We start from the raw sequence: 20,537 nt of genomic DNA, 5'->3' as shown, positions 1-20,537 counted from the left end.
GATGGCCAAGCCCCGCGTCGGTCAGACCCGTGATCTGGCCTGGGTCGATCCCCTGCGCGTGGCCGCTGGCCTGGCCCACCGGGAAGGCGCCCTGTGCCTGTTGTCGGACGCGGCCATCTCCGGCGCCCGGTCCTTCATAGCCGCCGACCCGGACCAGACCTGGGTCGGCGCGGTCGAGGCGGGACGACTGTTCGCGGCCCTGGGTGACGCGGCCTCGGGCTTCGGCCCCGGGACCATCGGCCTGGCCAGTTACGACGCGGGCGCACGCGAGGCGACGGGGCTGCGCGAACAGATTTGGCCCGACCTTATGCTGGCCCGCTATCCGGCCATGCTGGTCTTCGATCACGACAGCGGGCGGTTGATCGCCTTTGGCTGGGGGAAAGACCGGGAGGCCGCCGAGGCCGCCTGCGATCTGGCTCAGACCTGGCTCGACGAGGCTGCGACCATCTTGCCGTCCGACGTCGCGCCCGCATCCGTCTTCGCCGCCGAAGCCCCGCCGCAGGCCTATCGCGATCACGTCGCCGATGTCGTCGCCCGCATTGAGGCCGGCGACCTGTTTCAGGCCAATATCGCCCAGGCCTGGGGCGGCGTCCTGGCTGCCGACGCCGATCCCTTCGATGTCTTCCTGAGGCTGACCGCCAAGCCGTCTGCCTATGGCGCCTTCTGGCGGTTGGGGGATCGGGCCCTGGTGTCCAACTCGCCAGAGCTGTTTGTGGCCTGCGACTTCGCCACCCGCCGCATCGAGACCCGCCCGATCAAGGGCACCCGCTCACGCCGCGCCGATCCGTTTCAGGACGCGGCGGAGGCGCAGGCCCTGTTGGCCAGCGCCAAGGACCGGGCCGAGAACCTGATGATCGTCGATCTGATGCGCAACGACCTGTCGCGGGTCTGCACGCCCGGCTCGGTCGCCGTGGATCGGCTGTTCAGCATCGAGAGCCTGCCCACCGTCCACCATCTGGTCTCGACCGTAACCGGGCGGATGGCGGACGGTGTCGGCCCCGCCGACGTGCTGGCGGCGACCTTCCCGCCCGGCTCGATCACCGGGGCGCCAAAGCATCAGGCCATGAAGGTGATCGCCGAACTGGAGGCGCCGCGTGGGGCCTGGTGCGGGTCCCTGTTCGTCATCGATCCGGCGGGCGGCCTGACGGCCTCGGTGCTGATCCGCACGGCCAGTTTCGAGCGGGCCGATGGCGTCTGGACCTTTCGCGCCCTGGCCGGGGCCGGCATCGTCGCCGACAGCGACCCCGAGGCGGAACGGGTCGAGACCGAGGTCAAGATCAGCGCGTTGCGGACGGCCTTGGCTGGCGACTTCTGATCAGCAGTCGCTACAGCCGACCGTGTCCACTCGGCGGGGCCGCAGATAGAAGGTGCTGGACAGGGTGGTCGCCTTCTTGACCACGTATTTGACCGGGGATTCATAGACGACGCTGGTTTCCACCATCACCAGGCTCTCGCCATTTACGATCGTGTCGGCGGGCACGGCGATGACGGCATGTTTGGCCCACGCCGTCGCTCCGGGGCCATGGGCGACGCTCCAGTCCGCCTTGGCGGAGCCGTTGGCGTCGCGGGTCACGCTCGTGATCTTGGTCGTCAGGGTCGCCGCCGAAAAGGGCTTCATGATCCATGGGCCGATAGCGGTGATGTCGGCCAGTTGGTCCTTGGTCAGGACATCGGCCTGGGCCACCATGTCGGCGACGGCCGAGGCGACGTGGGACATCCGCCTCTGGGCCATATAGGCCTGACACAGCTCGGCCAGGCCGAAATAGAACAGGATCATAACCGGGGCGATCAGCGCGAACTCGACCGCCGACACGCCGCGGCGGTCGCCATGGAACCGCTTCACCAGGCCGGCCAGGGCGATCATCATTGGTCCCACGGCTCGTTTCTGAACGTCATGGTGGCCGTCAGCACCGAGTCCCCGTCGCCCAGCTTGGACAGCGCCTGGCTCAGGAAGGGCGTGAACATGGGTTGTTTGTACCAGATCCGGACCAGCACCAGACTGCCCGGCTGGCCGTTGGTATAGTCGAGGTCTCTGGTGTCGAACGTCTTGCCCGACATCGGATCCGGCGGCGTGGGCGTTGGGTTGCGGTACTGGGGCACGACGCGGACATCGACCGTGGTCCGACCTTCGCAGCCTGAGCTGAAGACGTTCATCCGGTTACACAGCGAGGTCTTGAACTGCGCCGGCGTCATGCTGGCTTGGGCGGCCTCTCCGGTGCGGATCAGCCGACTGGTTTCCATCACCGAGTTTTCCAGCAGGGCGTCTGTGATGAAGACCAGGCCGATTTCCAGGATGGCGAACAGCATGAAGAAGAAGGGGAGGGCGACCATGGCGAATTCGATCGCGGCCGAGCCTTCATTGTGGCCGCGACGACGGCGCAGGCGCTGTATCAGATGGGGTCTGGACGGGGCGCGAACGGCCATGGGTTCAGCGTCCCTGAAATCGCTTCGTCATCCGGTTCGACGCGGTCAGGGGGTCGGGGCGCCGGCGCCGGCGGCCTCGATGCCGGACAGGCGCACGCTGGGCGAGCAGGAGGAGGCGCAGGCCATCTCCGTGGCCGTCGCGCCGCGCCAGACCCGGACCGAGCCGGTCTGGCCGCCGGTGACGATGACCTGGTTCTGGAACAGGGTGCGGCCGATGGCGTCGACGGCGACGATCTCGGTGACGCCATATCCCTTGCCGGTGACAAACAGGGTGTTGGCGTCCACCACCGTGACGTCCGCGATCAGCGGATTGCCGACGATCACTGAATCAGCCGCCCCCCGCAACGCGATGCGCTGAGAGCGATCGACCTGCAGCGTCAGCGCGCCGGAGTTCGCGCTCTGAGCCGAGGCGGCCTGGGGCAGGGCGGTGGCCGCCATTCCCATCAGGGCGGCGGCAAGCAGGGGCAGGGTGTGTCGGCGACGGGGCATGACGTCCACTTCGGATTCGGGGCGCGCGCGAGCGCCGCGCGAGCAAACTGGCGTGGAAATCTCAATAAAGTCTGAAATGGCTCTGTGGCGGCAAAAAACACAGTAAACAAAGCAGTAACCATGTATTCAATAAGTCGTACTTATAGGCTTTACTTGGATTTAAGGATCGAGGTCTAGTTTTGGCTCGTAGGCGGATTTCAACGGGCGACCGGGGTTTCCGCAAGGAAGTCACAACAGGATCACAGCCATGACCAAGTTCATCTCCAAGTTCGTTCAGGACGAATCCGGCGCGACCGCCATCGAGTACGGCCTGATCGCCGCTCTGATCGCCGTCGTCATCATCTCGGCCGTCACGGCCCTGGGCACCTCGATCACCGCCAAGTTCACCGAGATCGTGACCGCCATGGGCGGCACCGTCGCCTAACACAGGCGACCACAGGTCTTGAAACCGGCGAGGGCCGGGGCGGAAACGCCCCGGCCCTTTGCTTTTGCGGCCCTCCCGGCCTTGGCCTGAGTATCCGGTCTAGCGCCGGATCGCGTCGCCTGCGTTTACGCGCATCTCTTGCTGCATATTTGCAATGCATGAACGCTGTTGTCGGTGCTAGACCCCGGGCCAACAACAAGAACCCGCTCAGGCCAAGCCAATCAGGGAGTTCGCCCATGCGCGACATCAATCACTTCATCGGCGGTGAATCCTTCACCGGCGCCTCGGGCCGTTTCTCGGACGTGTTCAACCCCAATACCGGCGAGGTCCAGGCCCGCGTCCAGCTGGCCACCGACAGCGAGATGGATCGCGCGATCCAGTCGTCGCAGGTCGCGTTCGAAAGCTGGTCGCAGGTCAACCCGCAGCGGCGCGCCCGCGTCATGTTCGAATACAAGCGCCTGATCGAAGCCAATATGCAGGAGCTGGCCGAGATGCTGTCGGCCGAGCACGGCAAGGTCGTCGCCGACTCCAAGGGCGACATCCAGCGCGGTCTGGAAGTGGTCGAGTTCGCCTGCGGCATCCCCCACGTCCTGAAGGGTGAATACACCTGGGGCGCCGGTCCCGGCATCGACGTCTATTCGATGCGCCAGCCCCTGGGCGTCGTGGCGGGCATCACCCCGTTCAACTTCCCGGCCATGATCCCGATGTGGATGTTCGGCATGGCCATCGCCGTCGGCAACACCTTCATCCTGAAGCCGTCCGAGCGCGATCCGTCGGTGCCGGTGCGTCTGGCCGAACTGATGATGGAAGCGGGCGCTCCCGCCGGCGTGCTGAACGTCGTGCATGGCGACAAGTCCGCCGTCGACGCCATCCTGACCCACCCGCAGGTCCACGCCGTCAGCTTCGTCGGCTCGTCCGACATCGCCAACTATGTCTATCAACTGGGCGCCGCCAATGGGAAGCGCGTCCAGGCCATGGGCGGCGCCAAGAACCACGGCATCGTCCTGCCCGACGCCGACCTGGACCAGGTGGTCAAGGATCTGTCGGGCGCCGCCTTCGGCTCGGCCGGCGAGCGCTGCATGGCCCTGCCGGTCGTGGTGCCGGTCGGCAAGAAGACCGCCGACGAACTGCGTGAACGCATGGTCGCCGAGATGGCCACGCTTCAGGTCGGCGTCTCGACCGACGCCGCCGCCCATTACGGCCCCGTCGTCACCGCCGCTCACAAGGCGCGCGTCGAAGGCTGGATCGACCAGGGCGTCAAGGAAGGCGCCGAGCTGGTCGTCGATGGTCGCGGCTTTACGCTGCAAGGCCACGAGAACGGCTTCTTCGTCGGCCCGTCGCTGTTCGACAAGGTCACGCCGGACATGGAATCCTACAAGGAAGAGATCTTCGGCCCCGTGCTGCAGATCGTCCGTGCCGCCAGCTTCGAGGAAGCCCTGGAGCTGCCCTCCAAGCACCAGTACGGCAACGGCGTCGCCATCTTCACCCAGAACGGCCGCGCGGCCCGCGACTTCGCCGCCCGCGTCAATGTCGGCATGGTCGGCATCAACGTGCCCATCCCGGTGCCGGTGGCCTATCACTCGTTCGGCGGCTGGAAGCGTTCGGCATTCGGCGACACCAACCAGTACGGCATGGAGGGCCTGAAGTTCTGGACCAAGGTCAAGACCGTCACCGCCCGCTGGCCCGATAGCGACCTGGAGCACGTCGACAGCTCCTTCGTCATTCCGACGATGGCCTGACCTCAATACGCCGTTACCCTCGGGCTTGACCCGAGGGCCGGACTGTCCGCCTGCTCGTGCGAAGATTTCGACGCACGGCTCGCTCAACGTCCGATCCTCGGGTCAAGCCCGAGGATGACGGCGAGGGCGGTTGGCGCTTCAAGGAGCCCCCATGGATTTCGCACTCAACGACGACCAGCGCGCCATTCAGGACGCCGCCCGCGCCTTTGCCGACGCCGAACTGGCGCCTCATTCGGCCCACTGGGACGAGCACAAGATCTTCCCGGTCGACACCATGCGCGCCGCCGCCGAGATGGGCTTCTGCGGCATCTATACGGGTGAGGAACACGGCGGCATGGCCCTGGGCCGGGTCGAGGCGGCGGTGATCTTCGAGGAGCTGTCGCGCGGCGACGTGGCCACGGCGGCCTTCATCTCGATCCACAACATGGCCACCTGGATGGTCGACAAGTTCGGCTCCGACGACTTGCGCGCCCGCTATGTGCCGTCGCTGGTGTCGATGCAGATGATCGCCTCCTACTGCCTGACCGAGCCCGGCTCCGGCTCCGACGCCGCCTCGATGCGGACCAGCGCAAAGCGTGATGGCGACCATTGGGTGCTGAACGGCTCCAAGGCCTTCATCTCGGGCGCAGGGACATCCGACGTCTATGTCGTCATGGCCCGCACGGGCGGGGAGGGGCCCAAGGGGGTCTCGACCTTCGTGGTCGAAAAGGATGCGCCGGGCCTGTCGTTCGGGGCGCAGGAAAAGAAGATGGGCTGGAACGCCCAGCCGACCGCGATCGTCCAGTTCGACGACTGCCGCATCCCGGCGGCCAACCTGCTGGGCCAGGAAGGCGACGGCTTCAAATACGCAATGATGGGCCTGGACGGCGGGCGTCTGAACATCGCCGCCTGCTCGCTGGGCGGGGCTCGCCTGGCGCTGGAAACGGCGCAGGACTACGTCAAGACGCGCAAACAGTTCGGCAAGCCCCTGGCCGAGCTTCAGGCCCTGCAGTTCAAGCTGGCCGACATGGCGACGGACCTTGAGGCCGCCCGCCTGATGGTGCTGCGCGGCGCCTGGGCGCTGGATACGGGCCATCCGGAGAAGACCAAATGGTGCGCCATGGCCAAGCGGTTCGCCACCGACGCCTGTTTCCAGATCGCCGACGAGGCCCTGCAACTGCACGGCGGCTATGGCTATCTGAAGGACTATCCGCTGGAGCGGATCGTGCGCGACCTGCGGGTCCACCGCATCCTGGAAGGCACCAACGAGATCATGCGGGTCATCACCGCGCGCGAAATGCTTCGTCAGTAGGCAGCGACATTTACAGGGAAGAACGACCATGAAGATCGCATTCATCGGCCTGGGCAACATGGGCGGCGGCATGGCCGCGAACCAGGCCAAGGCGGGCCACCAGGTCCTGGCCTTCGACCTGTCCCAGGCTGCGCTGAACAAGGCCAAGGCCGCCGGCTGCACCCCCGTCGGCTCGGTCGCCGAGGCGGTCAAGGACGCCGAGGTCGTCATCACCATGCTGCCCGCCGGGCCGCACGTCCTGTCGGTCTATTCCGAACAGATCATCGGCGCGGCCCCGACCAGCGCCCTGTTGCTCGACTGCTCGACCATCGACGTGGACACGGCGAGGAAGGTCGCCGGTCTGGCCGGAGAGGCGGGTTATGTCTTCGCCGACGCCCCGGTCTCGGGCGGCATCATGGCGGCCGAAGCGGGCACCCTGGCCTTCATGGTCGGCTGCGACGAGGCCCAGTTCGCCCGCATTGAAACGGCGCTCGAGCCCATGAGCCGCGTCACCATGCGCGCGGGCGACCACGGCACGGGTCAGGCGGCCAAGATCTGCAACAACATGATCCTGGGCATCAACATGATCGCCACCTGCGAGGGGATCGCCCTGGCCGAGAAGCTGGGTCTGGACCCGGTCAAGTTCTTCGACATCGCGTCCAAGTCCTCGGGCCAGAGCTGGAGCGTGACCACCTATTACCCCTGGCCCGGACCGGTGCCGACGGCGCCCTCGAACCGCGACTATGACGGCGGTTTCGCCACGGCCATGATGCTGAAGGACCTGAAACTGGCCCAGGACGCGGCGGCCAGGTCCGGCGCCTCCACCCCCCTGGGCGCCCAGTCCGAGGCCCTGTTCCAGCTGTTCGAACGCCAGGGCTTCGGCGGCCGCGACTTCAGCGCCATCCTGCAGATGCTGCGCGGCCAGATGGGCGATCTGAAACAGGGCTAGAGGCCCTACAAGGGCGTTTCCGGGCGCCTCACGGCCCCGCTCAGGGATAGTGGGGCGCCGCGCCCTCGGGCAGTCCGGCCTCGCCGCGCCAGTCGTCGCGGTGCAGGCGGATGATCTCGTAGTCGATGCTTTCCAGGTCCCGCATCTGACCGGCGGAGTCCCACCATTCCTGAGGGGGGGGGGCGGCCCGCGCCCAGGGCCGATCCGTCGCCCGTTCGCGATCCGCCGCCGCCGTCTCGGCCCCCAGGTGTTCGGCGCGCCAGGCCAGGACGAAGCCCAGATGCCAGACCGGCAGGTCCTCCCACGGCCCGCCCTTCATCGCCGCCCACAGGTCCAGCGCAAGCTCCCGCTCGGTCTGCAATCGCCGCTGAAACTGATCCAGCGTCTTCTGGGCATGGCGCTGCCAGCCCTCGACCGGCTCGGGCGTGGGGTCCTCCACCTTGACCCGTTCCCAGCTTTCCGACGCCCGACGCCGCCACAGGTTGGCCAGCCCGACGTCGTTACGCCGCGCCAGCGACGCCCCCGTCTCGCCCCGCTCCCACCCGCGCCGGATCTCGGCCCAGGTCTCGTCGTCGCGCAGTTTCGCCTGGTTCCAGCCGACCATCCCGGCCTCAGACCGGCGTCTGCTGCAGGATGGCCAGCATCCGTTCGGCCCTGGCCTTCAGCCGCCGGCTGGCCCGCCCCTCGGGCATGTCCACCGCCGTCTTGACCAGCGTCGCGATGCGATAGATGGCCTCGGCGCGCCGACTGACCCGCCCGTACACATCCTCATCCTTGGAGCGCCGTGGCGCCGTCTCCCCCTCCGCCATCTCGGCCCTCCTGTTGCAGAGGAAAGTGGTAAACCGGCGGTGCGTCAGAAGCGGTCGGTGACGGGGCTGCGAAGGAAGGGCAAGGCGGAGCGCCTCGTTCACACCGAGATGCTCTCAGGTTCGCCGATACGTCCCTCGCCCGTTGAACTTCAGCCAACCGCGCCGTCATCGCGCAATAGACGCCGTTGACCAGCTTGCGGTCGATGTGGCCCTTGGTGGCCTTGAGTTCGTATTCCTCGGCGCAGACGCCGCAATGGAAGTCCGCCACCGGCGCGTTGGCCGCGAAGGCGGTCAGGGGCTCGGCGCCGCAGTTGGAACAGAAGGCGTTGGCTCCGATCCAGCCTTCGCTCAACACGCGGGCGTTCTGTGTCGCGCCCTTGAAGACGGCCCCATCTTCGGCGAAGCCGAGATTGCTCCAGGGGATGTCGTCTTCGGCCATGCGGGCAGAATGGTGGTGCGCTGGTTAGTCAGCCCTTACCGTAGAAGGTCGGTCCGATTTCTTCGAAGTCGGCGTCGCGGGGCACGATGCGGGCGACGTCGTTTAACCCGACCCCAGCCGAGGCTTGGGCTCCCGTGCGTAGGCGTTAGGGCTTACGTCTCGCGAGTTTCCGAAGTCGTCTCCGGAGCCGTGGGTCTCGCTCAAACGTACAATAATCTGCCAAGTAGGACGCGACAGCCGTCGGCGAGAGGCCTACATTCCCAGCACCGGCAAGGCGCGCGATAAGAAACATGAAATGGAAATTTTTCCCGGCGACAAACTGTACTCCGGATAGCTTTTTAGTAGACACGTTTTTGATCACTGCAGCTTTTGCCAGTCTGTAGCGATTGCTTGTAACGGACGCCCGTATGGCTTTGATAACTTCAAATGTTCGAATCCGACATTTGTATGGATCAACGCCAATGTTTTTATTGTTTATGGTAACCGCTATGCTTGCTGGTTGAAACGCAAACACCCCTCCCCGCAATTTCAAGCGCCTGGCTATGCCGAGAGCTAAAAAGTATCTGCTGGCATGCCGATCCAATGATTCAACTAGGTCGTCCCAGTCGAGGGCGGCATCCGCCGTTGCAGGTGATGCGCCTGGCATAGCGAACCGCGCCAAACGAACCGCTGAGTCTTTCTCGAACAATAAGTTTTCGACCGAATATACGTTCAGTCTAAACAAGTGAGGCGAAGACGGCATAGATCTCTTCGCTATCAAATCTAAATCACCATCGACAATGTAAAGTCGCGGTCTTCCGGAATTATTATTATCGTTCGAAGCCGCGCGAACGACATCTTCGCGTGTGCCTAACGGGATGACTTTCTGAACTTTACCCAAGTCTCCAAGCGCGCGACTTATCAATCGCTCGTAAGCGCCACAAAGTCGGGAATCTTCTACAAAAATGTCGATGTCGTTATAGGGCCGCATCAGTCGCGCGATTGCCAGCCGTGATGACTTTCCATAGCCGTTCATGAAAGATCCACGCAAAACTCTTCGTTCGAATTGATAATGGACGGACTGTGGGTCGCCAATATCAGCTGAGTCTGAGGGTTCGCGCTTTGGAGAGACGATACAAACATCTCTTGCCATTTCATATGAAGGGATAATTCAGGCTCATCAATAATTACAACGTTCGCTTGTTTATTGTCATTGTTGAACATCAAGTTCGTTATAAGAACAAAAAGTTGTCGTTCACCAGACGATAAATAGTGAACTGTTCCTTCAGCGTCTGACGGGAGAGAGATTTGGAGGTCGCCATCATCGCTGAAGCTGAGGTGCTTCTTCGAATCACCAAGGAAATCGTTCATAATTCCTTCGTAGCGTCGTATAGAATAAAATACCTCAAGCTCTTCTCTATTGAACGCCTGTACCATGTTCTCAACGCTGGATATAAGCGTCAAGCGCGGCGTGGCGTTTAGCCAGTCTATATAGCCTGTAGATGCAATGTCCTTCTCCTTGAATATTTGATCATTAGAGGAGAACTTGGAAAGTTTGTTCACTAACCCGAATAGGTCTGAGAAAAACGGATCTATCACACGAGACGCATTTCTTTCAGGTATTCCCAATATACTGAACGCTGCTTTTAGCGATTTTCGTGTTTGCTCCAGGCGGCGAAGGTCGGATTTTCTAGGGAGATCCGAATAGTTATCAGCCTTGAGTTCGGAGAAGAGGCTCAAAAGTATGGCCTCCCTAAGACGCGCTGCCCGTCGGGTGCGTTCTAAGTTTGCAGACCGCGCCGCAAACACTGCAAGCCGCTCGGCTTGGCTGACGCTTTCATCAAGGAAAGTCCTCAAGGTGGCGTGTGGTCGACGAGACCGAGTTGCTCTACGGTTTGGATCGCGTGTCGATCCCAGAGTCGTTCTGTCGAGCCCCAAAAATATCGGCGTAGGTATGTCCTTGATGAACATTAGCGTAGGAATATTCGACGGAATATCTATCCGGTTTTCGCGAAGAACAATCGGTTGTCCTTCATCGTCAAACGCGAATTCTTCTCCCATGCGAGTGTGCTTCGCGATTAGCTCAGCGGAGATGGAGCAAGAAACATCGACATCATCGCGCCGAAAACGAACTACAGCAACTCCTTCAAAATTGGCGGCCGAGATTTGTACGAGTTCACCTTCAAGCTCTACATCCAACGAGATGTTTGAGTACGTAGCCGAGCTCAGCCAAGAGAGATCGGGGCCCAACAGGGCCATGATCGAGCGGAGAACGCTGGTTTTACCGCTTCCGTTGATTCCGATCAGGAAGCTGAGATTATTGCTCAGGTCGAGGTCGAACTCGAGGTAGCCATTTAGCCCTTCGGATCTGAATCTTAGCAATCTCATTGGCGTCCTCCCCTTCGGTATAACCTACCCGAGAATCGCAGGTGCGCTAGCCCTAACGATTTGGAGTGCCGGCCGAAGGCGTGATGGAACGAGTGAAATTATCCGAAGAGGGTGCTGGTTGCCCCCCTACAGTCGCCCCTTCCTGAACGCCTCCGCCTTCTCAGCCGCCGCTTCCGCGCGCCACTTCTTCGGCGCTGACTTGTCGACCGTCTCGCCGTCGGCCGTCATCAGGTCGTTGGCGAACTCCAGGTCCAGCAGCTTCATCTTCTTGATCTCGTCGCGCAGGCGGGCGGCTTCCTCGAACTCCAGGTTGCTGGCGGCCTCGCGCATGCGGCCTTCCAGGTCCTTGAGGGCGGTCTGGAAATTGGCGCCGGTGAAGGGGCGGGCCTCTTCCTTGACGCCGGTGGGGATCAGGACGCGGTCCTTCTCATAGGGGCTGTCGAGGATTTCCTTGATGTCGCGCTTGACGCTTTCGGGCGTGATGCCGTGTTCGGCGTTGTAGGCCTCCTGACGCTCGCGCCGGCGGTCGGTCTCGGCGATGGCCCGCTCCATCGAGCCGGTCATGCGGTCGGCATAGAGGATGACGCGGCCGTCGACGTTGCGGGCCGCGCGGCCGATGGTCTGGATCAGGGAGGTCTCGGAGCGCAGGAAGCCCTCCTTGTCCGCATCCAGGATGGCGACCAGGCCGCACTCGGGGATGTCGAGCCCCTCGCGCAGCAGGTTGATGCCGATCAGGACGTCGAAGGTCCCCAGGCGCAGGTCGCGGATGATCTCGATCCGCTCCAGGGTGTCGACGTCGGAGTGCATGTAGCGGACGCGCACCCCCTGTTCGTGCATGTATTCGGTCAGGTCCTCGGCCATCTTCTTGGTCAGGACGGTGACGAGGCTGCGATAGCCGGCGCGGGCCACCGCCTTGACCTCGTCGATGACGTCGTCGACCTGGTTGCGGGTCTGGCCGGAGACAGGGCGGATCTCGACCGGCGGGTCGATCAGGCCGGTGGGGCGGATAACCTGTTCGACGAAGACGCCGCCCGTCTGTTCCATCTCCCACGGGCCGGGGGTGGCCGAGACGTGGACCGTCTGGGGCCGCATCGCCTCCCATTCGTCGAACTTGAGCGGGCGGTTGTCGATGCAGGAGGGCAGGCGGAAGCCGTATTCGGCCAGGGTCGTCTTGCGGCGGTAGTCGCCCCGGAACATGCCGTTGATCTGGCCCACGGTGACGTGGCTCTCGTCCACGAACAGCAGGGCGTTCTCGGGGATGTATTCGAAGAAGGTCGGCGGCGGCTCGCCCGGCGCGCGGCCGGTCAGCCAGCGGGAATAGTTCTCGATCCCGGCGCAGGAGCCGGTGGCCTCCATCATCTCCAGATCGAAGCGCACGCGTTGCTCCAGGCGTTGCGCCTCCAGCAGCTTGCCGTTCTCATTCATCCAGTCGAGCGTCTCCTTCAGCTCGGCCTTGATGCCCCCCAGGGCCTGGTTGAGCGTGGGGCGGGGCGTGACGTAGTGGCTGGCGGCATAGACGGTGACCTCGTCCAGATCGGCGGTCTTTCGGCCGGTCAGGGGGTCGAACTCGTGGATCGCCTCGATCTCGTCGCCGAACAGGCTGACGCGCCAGGCGCGGTCCTCCTGGTGGACCGGGAAGATCTCGATGGTGTCGCCGCGCTTACGGAACATGCCGCGGTCGAAATGGACATCGTTGCGCTTATATTGCAGGGCGATCAGGTCGGCCCGCAGCTTGGACTCGTCGATCTGGTCCCCGACCTTCAGGTTGAAGGTCATGGCGGTATAGGTCTCCACCGACCCGATGCCGTAGATGCAGGATACCGAGGCCACGACGATGACGTCGTCCCGCTCCAGTATCGACCGTGTCGCCGAGTGGCGCATCCGGTCGATCTGCTCGTTTATACTTGAATCTTTTTCAATATATGTATCAGTTCTAGGTACATATGCTTCCGGTTGATAATAGTCGTAATAGCTTACGAAGTATTCAACCGCATTGTCGGGGAAGAAGGCTTTGAACTCGGAGTAGAGTTGCGCGGCCAGGGTCTTGTTGGGGGCCAGGATCAGGGCCGGGCGCTGGGTCTGTTCGATGACCTTGGCCATGGTGAAGGTCTTGCCCGAGCCGGTGACGCCCAGCAGGACCTGATCGCGGTCGCCCGCACCGGCCTGGGCGACCAGTTCCTTGATGGCGGCGGGCTGGTCGCCGGCGGGAGTGTAGCGGGTCTCGAGCCGGAAGGGATTGTTCTTGCGGCCGACGGCGGACTTGGTCGGGCGGTCGGGACGGTGCGGGCGCCAGTCGTCGGGTTTGCCGGGCGCCTCCTCGGGCGTCAGGCGGGGGCCGGTGACGGGGGCGAACATCGGCATCTTCGTCATCGCCTTGGGCAGGGGCGCGTCCCCATCCCGCAGGAAGGCGGCGGGCGCTTCCTGCATGCCCGAACCGGGGACGTGCACCGGCTTCTTGATGACGGGCGCAGAGCCTTTTGGCGTGGAAGAACGGTTCATGAACGGAACTTAGTGCGAGAGGGGGCTTGTCGCCAGTCAACGCGTATCGGGGGCGAACGGATGCTGACAGCAGGGTGTCAGCAGGAAAGGCGTTTGCGGCGGCGCTTCGGCCATGGGCGATCCTGCCTTAGCCTGACCCGATGCAGCACGAAGCGATTCGAAATGGTCGAACCCGGACAGGTGTCGGCCTCGTGCTGGCAGGGCTGGTGTCCCTGGCGGGGTGTGGCCGGATGATCCCCGATGCGCCGCAGAATGTCGGCCCCGGCCCGAGGCCCTATCTGCCGACCCAGACGCCGGCGCCTTCGGGCGACAACCTGATCGACCGGCCCATCGGCGCGGGGACGTTCGGGGCGCTTCAGAGGGCGACGGCGGATATCGAGACCTGCGCGGCGGTGCTGGGGGCGGCGCGGGTGACCTTCAGCCCGACGGCGGACCGGGTGAATAGCCCGACCTGCGGCCTGACCCAGGCGGGCGTGCTGGGCCCGGACTACGGCACCCGGGCGCGGATGTCGCCCAATGCGCCGACGACGACCTGCGCCCTGGCGGCGGCGATCAGCGTCTGGCGGCGGCAGTCGGTGGAGCCGGCGGCGCGCGAGATCCTGGGCACCGGGGTCGATCAGATCGACCACATGGGGGTCTATGCCTGTCGTCCGGTGAACAGCCAGGCAGGCAACCGTCCCAGCGCCCATTCGCGGGCGGCGGCGCTGGATTTCGCCGGGGTGCGGCTGACAGACGGGCGCAGGATCACCGTCACGAACAACTGGAACACGACGACGCCCGAGGGCCGGTTCCTGCACCGCATCCGCGACGACGCCTGCCAGGTGTTCGGCACGACCCTGAGCCCCGACTACAACAGCTTCCACCACGACCACCTGCACCTGGAAGCCGAAAGTGGAAGACTGTGTCGATAGAGGACTAGCGGCGGGCGTTGCGGACTCGCTGCTCCAACTCTCCCAGGCGGCGGGTCAGATAGCTGCTCTCGTCGCTGTTCAGACCGTCGGCGGAATAGGCGGCGTCGAGACGGGTCAGGTCGCCAAGTTCGGTGCGCAGCCGGTCGGTTTCGCTGCGGCTGACACCGGACCGTTCAGCTGAGGCGATGCCGGCCTCGATCGACGAGAGACGGCCCTGATTGCCGTATCCGCCGCCGCCGCCACCGCCATAGCTTCCGCCGACGCGGCGTTGGAGATCAGCGAGCCGGTATTGCAGATCGGCGCGTTCGTTGGCGTTCAGGCCGTCGCGGCTGTAGCTGGCCTCCAACTGGATCAGGGCCTGATAGTCGGAGCGCAGGCGATAGCCCTCGTCCCGGCTGATGTAGCGGTCGCGGACCGAGGCGTCGATGCGCGCCTCGAAGGCGGCGCGACCGTTGGCGATGGTGTCGCCATACCCCCCGCCATTCCCGCCGCCTGTGGCGTCATCGAGCTGGTCGGTCAGGCGGCGATAGCGTTCGGCCAGGTCGGCGCGTTCCTGGGTCGTGATGCGACCATCCGAGGCGTAGCGGGCCTCGAGCTGGACCAGGGCGTCATAGCGTTCATTGATCCTGGCTGCGCGGTTGCTGGACAGGTTTCCGCGACGAACCTCGGCATCGACCTGAGAGCGGAACTGCGCGCGCTGGGTGTTGAGCGGGCGGCGGCCCCGGCTCCATTGCGATTCCAGCGAGCTTGAGGCGCCGAACTGATCGCCGAACAGGGCGCCGAGGATGGCGGTCAGAGCGTCGGCGGGCTGGCTCTGGCCGTATTGCCCCTGGTTGTACGGATCCTGCCCGTACTGGGTTTGCCCATATTGGGTCTGGCCATAGGTGGTTGCCGGATAGGTCGGCTGCGGGGCTGAGCCTGACGGATAATAGGGCGTCTGGGCTGCGGCCGCGCCAGCCGTGAGCACGATGGTTCCAGCGATCAGGGCGCCGAGCGAGATGGACCGTTTCATGGATGTTCTTCCGTAGGTTCCGATGCCGGAAGAACGGCGTTCAACAGTTAAGGTTGCCAGGCGCGATGATCCGGGCGGCGGCGAACGCCGCCCGGTCGGGTCGATAGGGATCAGCGGCGAATGCGGGCTTCCAGTTCGCCGATGCGACGGGTCAGATAGGCGGTGTCGTCGCTGGTGGCGCTCAGGCGGCGATAGGCGGCTTCCAGTCTGTCCAGGTCGCCCAGCTCGACCCGGATGTCTGCGGCGTCGGCGCGACTGACAGCGCCGGAGCGCTCGGCCGTGGTCACCGCGCCGTCGAGCGCATTCAGCCGGGTGCGGTTATCGAGCGGGGCCGTCGGCGTGGTCGGGGTCGTGCCGGTCGGGCCGTCGCCGACGCGGACATCCAGAGCGTCCAGCCGCGCGTCAAGGTCGGCGCGCTCGCTCGTGCTGAGGGCGCCGTCAGCCAGATAGTTGGTCTCGATCTGCACCACCGACTGATAGTCGGATTTCAGCTGGGTCGCCTGGGTGCGGGTCAGGCGACGGGCGTTGACCGAGGCGTCGACACGAGCGTCGAAGGCCGCGCGGCCCTCGGCCACCGCAGCGGTTTCGCCATAGCCAGAGGCGCCCGAATCCAGCGTCTGGACCAGGGCGTTATAGCGGCTGTTCAGATCGGCCCGCTCCTGGGTCGAGAACCCTCCGGCCGAATATTGGGTCTCCAGCGTGACCAGGGCCTGGTAGTCTGTCTTCAGCCGGGCAGCGGCCGAGGACGAGATGGAACCGGAGCGCTGGCTAGTGTCGACGCGGGTTGAGAAGGTCGCCTGTCCTTCGCTCAGCGGACGGGTTCCCCGCAGCCATCCCTGATCCAGTTGCGAGATGCCGAGCCGATCCCCGAGCAAGGCGCCGGCGATGGCGCCCAGGGTGTCGCGCGTGGTCGGCTGGGTCTGCGTGGTCGTCTGGCCATAGGGCGTCTGGGCGGCGGCGGCGCCCGCGACGAGGGTCAGGGCGGCGCTTGCGGCGGCGAGGGCGAGTTGGGGCTTGGTCATGCGAATGTCTTTCCGGCTGTGGCCATGAGTCGAAAGGAACGGGGGCGGGAGGGTATGGTTGCCCGGCGAGGGACGTGTGAGCGAGCGGGCGTCCGAAAACCGCGAGACAGCCGAGGGGCGCGGGCGCAGGATCGCGCCATGTTGTCAGAGCCTCTCACCCTGTCCTCAATCGACAGCCCGATCGGGCCGCTGGCGTTCGCCTGCGACGCCTCGGGCGCGGTGCGCGGGGTGTCGTTCGCCGATGGGATCGAGCGATCCATGCGGCGCGAGTATCCGGGCGTGAGCTCTAGGGCCGGCGCGGCGCCGACTGCCGTGGAGCAGGCTTTGGCGGATTACTTCGCCGGAGACCGCGTTGCACTGGATCGGATCGTCTGGTCGCTGGATGGGGCGGTATCGGACGGCGGGTTTCAGTCACGGGTTTGGCGGGCCCTGGTTCAGGTGCCGGCCGGGACCACGATTTCCTACGGCGAGATGGCCGTGCGGGCGGGCGAGCCCGGCGCGGCCCAGGCGGCGGGGGTGGCGCTGAACCGCAATCCCATCCCGCTGATCCTGGCCTGCCACCGCATCGTCGGCGCCGACGGGGCCATGGTCGGCTTCGGCGGCGGGCTGGAGCGCAAGACCTGGCTGCTGCGCCACGAGGGCGCGTTGCTGATCTGAGCCTCTATCGCCCTAAGGCGCCCAGGTCGGCTGGGCGTGAGCGGGGCCGTGGAAGATGGCGTTGGCCAGGAGCGGCTCCAGCCCTGACATATAGCCCCGGAAGGTCGGATCCTGAACGAAGGCGATGATGACGCCGCGACCCTGTTCATTGACCATGACGGCGGGCTTGTAGGCCAGCTGGCGGCGGTTCTCGGCCCAGAGCTGACCCGAGGCCAAGAGGTCGTCGGCCGAGCCGAAGCGGGCGACGTTGCGACCCTCGCCGCGCTTGAGCGGGCCATAGATGTCCGAGCCCTTGACCAGCACATTGACCACGGGGGCGACGCCCGCCGACAGCCAGTGTTCGGGATCCATCTCGGCGCGGGCCAGGACGCCGGCGACGCTATCGGGACCGCGCTCGGTATTCTCGATCAGGCTCTCGTAGTCGGATTCCGAGCGGATGACGGGACCGGCGGCGGCCTCCTCTTCCTTGGCGTCGCCCTCGACTTCGGAGGCGTTCTCGCGGCGGGCGGCTAGCATCTTGCTGTCGGGATCGGTCAGCAGACGGGTCGCCGTGCCCAGGCCGATCAGGGTGCCGCCGTTCTCGACCCACTCGCGCAGATGGGTGACGCCGGCGGCGCCGAGGCGGCCCTGATAGTTGCGGCCTTCGGGCAGGACGATGACCTGGAAGCGGGACAGGTCGCCGTCGGCCAGGGAGTCGACGCGGACCACGGTGACCGGATAGCCCAGCTCGCGCTCGATGACATAGCGGGCGGCGCCGGAACCGGTGGTGTCTGCCGGTGAATCCCAGGCCAGGGCGACGCGGGGCGCGCGGATCAGGAAGGCGTCGGACGAGCCGAAGCTGGGACCGTCTGAGACCCAGGAATCGCGGGCGCCGACGACCTCGGCCCCCGTCGTTGCGGCCCAGGCGACCACCTTCGTGGTCAGGTCGGCGGGGTTTCCTGCGCGCGCGATGACCAGCGTGCCCGAGGGCCAGCGACGACCGGCGTGGGTGAAGGGCTTGTCCATCGCGCGGACGGAAATCCCGGCCTGAAGCGCGGCGGACAGCAGGCGTCCGGCGGGCAGGCCGGGCGCGACCAGATAGCCGTAGGCGGCGTCGGGCTCGGCGATCACGGCGGGCTGGACCAGGTCGCCGGTCGCGGCGGCGACGCTGACATTGGGCGCGCGATCGCAGCGGTCGGACGGGGTGTTCATCACCAGGGGCAGGGACCAGGCGGTGACGTCATAGATCTCGTCCGACAGGCCGCGCGCGCGGCGTCGCTCCTGCTCGGCCAGGAAGTCGGCCGGGATGGCCACGTCGCGGGTCAGCAGCACCTCGGCCATGCGGCGCTGGGGCTGGCTGAGGTTCACGACGTAGGAGCCGGCCGGATAGGATTTGCCGCAGGCGGTGAAGCTGGCCGTCGCGCGGCCCACTTCGACGCCCGAGCGAACCAGAAGGCCGGCTAGACGATCGGCCTGGGCGGGGTCCCAGGCGGCGCGCGACAGCACATAGGCGCCGCGTCCGGCCACGCCGTCCGCGGCGTAGTCGTAGAAGTTCCGCAGCAGCCGCTCGCGGTTGTCGGCGGACGACTCGATGGTCGACAGGGTGGCGATCAGGTGGTTCCGCACCGTGTCGCGATAGGTCAGGATCTCGCCCGACGAGCGCCGCGCGATCAGGCCGCGCGAGCTGCCCTGTTCATAGGTCATGGACACCGCGCCCAGGTAGCCGGGCCAGCCGTCGCCATAGCCGGGATAGAAGGCGTCATAGACCTGGCGGGTGAAGTAGGGCACGCCCGCCGCGTCGAAATTTCGGGCGTTGTTCATGCCGATCATCTCACGGCTTTCCAGCGTCGAGGGCTTGATCCAGGGATTGAGCGGTTGGGCCTCGGGCGGGAAGAAGAAGGTCTCGTCGGTGCCCATCTCGTGGGAATCGACCAGGACCTGGGGCCGCCAGTCGCGGATCTGCAGCGCATGGCCGCGCGTCTCGGGCTGGGTCTGGATGAACCAGTCGCGGTTCAGGTCGAACAGGTCGTGGTTGTAGCGGCCCGAGGGCCAGGGCTCGTCACGCTCGGCCGACATCGGATCGGGATTGGGCGTGGCGCCGAACCCGGCGTTGAAGGTGGACAGGAAGCGCTCGCGCCCGTCCGGGTTCTGGGTCGGGACGAAGACGACGACGGCGTTGGCCATCCAGCCCTGCACCGCCGGATCGAGCGAGGCCAGCAGGTGGCGGGCGGCGGCCATGGAGGCGTCGGCGGGGCTGATCTCGTTGCCGTGGACCGAATACATCATCCAGACGATGACCGGCATGTCGGCGATGATGGCGTCGGCCTGGGCGCGCGAGGTGCGGCGCGGATCGGCCAGGGCGCGGCTGTCAGCCTTGATCTGGTCCAGGCGGGCGATGTTGCGGGCCGAGCCGACGGCGGCCCAGAAGGTCGGGCGACCCTCATGGGTGCGGGCGTATTCCCCGATCACCACCCGGTCGGGCGCCGCCGTCCGCAAGGCCTCGAAATAGCGCCGCACGTCGGCGGACGGGGTGATGACCGCGCCGCTCTCATGGCCCAGCACCTGGGCGACGGTGGGGACCGAGGCGTCATCGGTCGCGCCCTCCAGCAGTTCCTGGGCATGAGCCCCCGCCGGAACAGAGACGAGCGCGGCGAGGCCGAGAAGGGCCGCGCAAGCGGTGGACAGGCAGCGTCTGAACATGAACATCCCCGAGGTCTGCTTCCCGTTTATAGGTTCAGGCGTTGCTGTCCACGGGCGGCGGGCGCGCGGCTGGCCCGGGCATCAGGCGAGGCGAGACATGATGGATGAAATGCGGGCCGCAGTGGTCATCGGCGCCTCGGGCGGGATCGGCGCCGCCATCGCCGACGGGCTGCAGGCGTCGGGCCGGTTCGACACCGTGCACCGGCTGTCACGCTCGGGCACGGGCCTCGATCTGGAGGACGAAGCCAGCATCGCCAAAGCCGCCGAGCAGGTCGCCCGCGGCCCGTCTGTGGGCCTGGTGTTCGTCGCCACTGGGGTGCTGCATTCCGGCGAAACGCCCGAGCGATCCTACCGTGCGCTTAACGCCGAGCACATGCTGCGGGACTACCAGATCAATGCGGTCGGCCCGGCCCTGGTGGCCAAGCATTTTGCGCCTCTGCTGCCTCGCCAGGGCAGGTCGGTGTTCGCGGCCCTGTCGGCGCGGGTCGGCTCGATCGGCGACAACCGGCTGGGCGGGTGGCACAGCTATCGTGCCTCCAAGGCGGCGCTCAACATGACGCTGCGAAACCTGGCCATCGAACTGGGCCGGACGCACCGCGATCTGGTCGTCGCGGGTCTGCATCCCGGCACGGTCGCCACCGACCTGAGCGCGCCGTTCCAGAGCGGCGTAGCCGAAGGCAAGCTGTTCACGCCCGCGCAGTCGGCCCGGCATCTGCTCAGCGTCATCGACGGCCTGACCCCGGCCGACAGCGGCGGCGTCTTCGCCTGGGACGGGGCGCGGATCGCGGACTGAAGCCGACCGCTGCCTCCGAAATACCCAAGGTATTGACTCCGTCGCACAGTATGT

Annotated in this window: 20 protein-coding genes; 8 read left to right on the top strand and 12 right to left on the bottom strand. The window is 65.6% G+C overall.

The window, feature by feature from the left end; genetic code table 11:
* The first annotated feature begins 1 nt into the window (after position 1).
* Positions 2-1,315, top strand: a complete 1,314-nt coding sequence (locus ACO05L_RS14620; RefSeq protein WP_421729897.1) for an anthranilate synthase component I family protein — start codon at positions 2-4, stop codon at positions 1,313-1,315.
* Here the strand turns inward: ACO05L_RS14620 and ACO05L_RS14615 are convergent, their stop codons facing one another.
* Genes ACO05L_RS14615 through ACO05L_RS14605 form a run of 3 tightly spaced genes read right to left on the bottom strand, consistent with a single transcriptional unit; the run spans position 1,316 to position 2,913 of the window.
* The gene (locus ACO05L_RS14615) at positions 1,316-1,867 is read right to left on the bottom strand and encodes a TadE/TadG family type IV pilus assembly protein (RefSeq protein WP_421729896.1); all 552 of its coding nucleotides are present in this window, start codon (positions 1,865-1,867) and stop codon (positions 1,316-1,318) included.
* Positions 1,864-2,424 carry a TadE/TadG family type IV pilus assembly protein gene (locus tag ACO05L_RS14610; protein ID WP_421729895.1) on the bottom strand — a complete coding sequence of 187 codons (561 nt, stop codon included), beginning with the start codon at positions 2,422-2,424 and terminating at the stop codon, positions 1,864-1,866. The genes ACO05L_RS14615 and ACO05L_RS14610 overlap by 4 nt, the downstream gene beginning before the upstream one ends.
* Positions 2,425-2,469: 45 nt before the next feature.
* Positions 2,470-2,913 (bottom strand): pilus assembly protein N-terminal domain-containing protein, encoded by a 444-nt coding sequence (locus ACO05L_RS14605; protein ID WP_421729894.1) that lies wholly within the window; start codon positions 2,911-2,913, stop codon positions 2,470-2,472.
* 247 nt (positions 2,914-3,160) lie between these two features.
* Here ACO05L_RS14605 and ACO05L_RS14600 point away from each other — a divergent pair, with 247 nt between their 5' ends.
* From ACO05L_RS14600 to mmsB, 4 genes are all read left to right on the top strand, one after another.
* A complete protein-coding gene (locus tag ACO05L_RS14600; protein ID WP_421729893.1) occupies positions 3,161-3,337 on the top strand; it encodes a Flp family type IVb pilin in 177 nt (58 codons plus the stop codon).
* 236 nt (positions 3,338-3,573) lie between these two features.
* The gene (locus ACO05L_RS14595; protein ID WP_421729892.1) at positions 3,574-5,076 is read left to right on the top strand and encodes a CoA-acylating methylmalonate-semialdehyde dehydrogenase; all 1,503 of its coding nucleotides are present in this window, start codon (positions 3,574-3,576) and stop codon (positions 5,074-5,076) included.
* 151 nt (positions 5,077-5,227) lie between these two features.
* On the top strand, positions 5,228-6,367 hold the full coding sequence (locus ACO05L_RS14590) for an isobutyryl-CoA dehydrogenase (protein ID WP_421729891.1): 1,140 nt from the start codon (positions 5,228-5,230) through the stop codon (positions 6,365-6,367).
* A 28-nt stretch (positions 6,368-6,395) separates the two neighbouring features.
* Positions 6,396-7,295, top strand: a complete 900-nt coding sequence (gene mmsB, locus ACO05L_RS14585) for a 3-hydroxyisobutyrate dehydrogenase (RefSeq protein ID WP_421729890.1) — start codon at positions 6,396-6,398, stop codon at positions 7,293-7,295.
* A gap of 40 nt (positions 7,296-7,335) precedes the next feature.
* On the opposite strand, the gene ACO05L_RS14580 is transcribed toward mmsB, so the two are convergent.
* The 6 genes from ACO05L_RS14580 to uvrB all read right to left on the bottom strand — a co-directional run bounded on the left by ACO05L_RS14580 (position 7,336) and on the right by uvrB (position 13,271).
* Positions 7,336-7,899, bottom strand: coding sequence for a hypothetical protein (locus ACO05L_RS14580; RefSeq protein WP_421729889.1), 564 nt, complete (start codon positions 7,897-7,899; stop codon positions 7,336-7,338).
* A 7-nt stretch (positions 7,900-7,906) separates the two neighbouring features.
* A complete protein-coding gene (locus ACO05L_RS14575; protein ID WP_421729888.1) occupies positions 7,907-8,059 on the bottom strand; it encodes a hypothetical protein in 153 nt (50 codons plus the stop codon).
* Positions 8,060-8,063: 4 nt separating this feature from the next.
* Positions 8,064-8,543 (bottom strand): DpnI domain-containing protein, encoded by a 480-nt coding sequence (locus ACO05L_RS14570; protein WP_421729887.1) that lies wholly within the window; start codon positions 8,541-8,543, stop codon positions 8,064-8,066.
* A 145-nt stretch (positions 8,544-8,688) separates the two neighbouring features.
* On the bottom strand, positions 8,689-9,558 hold the full coding sequence (locus tag ACO05L_RS14565; RefSeq protein ID WP_421729886.1) for a DUF4435 domain-containing protein: 870 nt from the start codon (positions 9,556-9,558) through the stop codon (positions 8,689-8,691).
* Complete coding sequence (locus ACO05L_RS14560; RefSeq protein WP_421729885.1) at positions 9,555-10,910, bottom strand: AAA family ATPase; 1,356 nt, start codon at positions 10,908-10,910, stop codon at positions 9,555-9,557. The genes ACO05L_RS14565 and ACO05L_RS14560 overlap by 4 nt, the downstream gene beginning before the upstream one ends.
* A 126-nt stretch (positions 10,911-11,036) precedes the next feature.
* Positions 11,037-13,271, bottom strand: a complete 2,235-nt coding sequence (gene uvrB, locus ACO05L_RS14555; RefSeq protein ID WP_421731701.1) for an excinuclease ABC subunit UvrB — start codon at positions 13,269-13,271, stop codon at positions 11,037-11,039.
* Between the two features lie 329 nt (positions 13,272-13,600).
* Here uvrB and ACO05L_RS14550 point away from each other — a divergent pair, with 329 nt between their 5' ends.
* Positions 13,601-14,320, top strand: a complete 720-nt coding sequence (locus ACO05L_RS14550) for an extensin family protein (protein ID WP_421729884.1) — start codon at positions 13,601-13,603, stop codon at positions 14,318-14,320.
* Positions 14,321-14,324: 4 nt separating this feature from the next.
* Here ACO05L_RS14550 and ACO05L_RS14545 read toward each other — a convergent pair whose 3' ends face one another.
* Positions 14,325-15,332 carry a hypothetical protein gene (locus tag ACO05L_RS14545; RefSeq protein ID WP_421729883.1) on the bottom strand — a complete coding sequence of 336 codons (1,008 nt, stop codon included), beginning with the start codon at positions 15,330-15,332 and terminating at the stop codon, positions 14,325-14,327.
* A gap of 110 nt (positions 15,333-15,442) precedes the next feature.
* Positions 15,443-16,354 (bottom strand): hypothetical protein, encoded by a 912-nt coding sequence (locus ACO05L_RS14540; RefSeq protein ID WP_421729882.1) that lies wholly within the window; start codon positions 16,352-16,354, stop codon positions 15,443-15,445.
* Between the two features lie 138 nt (positions 16,355-16,492).
* Between ACO05L_RS14540 and ACO05L_RS14535 the strand changes: the two genes are divergently transcribed.
* A complete protein-coding gene (locus tag ACO05L_RS14535) occupies positions 16,493-17,011 on the top strand; it encodes a methylated-DNA--[protein]-cysteine S-methyltransferase (RefSeq protein WP_421729881.1) in 519 nt (172 codons plus the stop codon).
* 12 nt (positions 17,012-17,023) lie between these two features.
* Here ACO05L_RS14535 and ACO05L_RS14530 read toward each other — a convergent pair whose 3' ends face one another.
* Positions 17,024-19,690, bottom strand: coding sequence for a M14 family metallopeptidase (locus tag ACO05L_RS14530; RefSeq protein WP_421729880.1), 2,667 nt, complete (start codon positions 19,688-19,690; stop codon positions 17,024-17,026).
* 97 nt (positions 19,691-19,787) lie between these two features.
* On the opposite strand from ACO05L_RS14530, the gene ACO05L_RS14525 reads away from it, so the two are divergent.
* Entirely contained in the window at positions 19,788-20,483 is a 696-nt protein-coding gene (locus tag ACO05L_RS14525) for an SDR family NAD(P)-dependent oxidoreductase (RefSeq protein WP_421729879.1), read from the top strand.
* Positions 20,484-20,537 lie beyond the last annotated feature (54 nt).

The sequence above is a fragment of the Brevundimonas sp. genome, assembly GCF_965227765.1.
GTDB lineage: Bacteria > Pseudomonadota > Alphaproteobacteria > Caulobacterales > Caulobacteraceae > Brevundimonas.
This window is presented reverse-complemented; position numbering and strand designations above follow the sequence as displayed.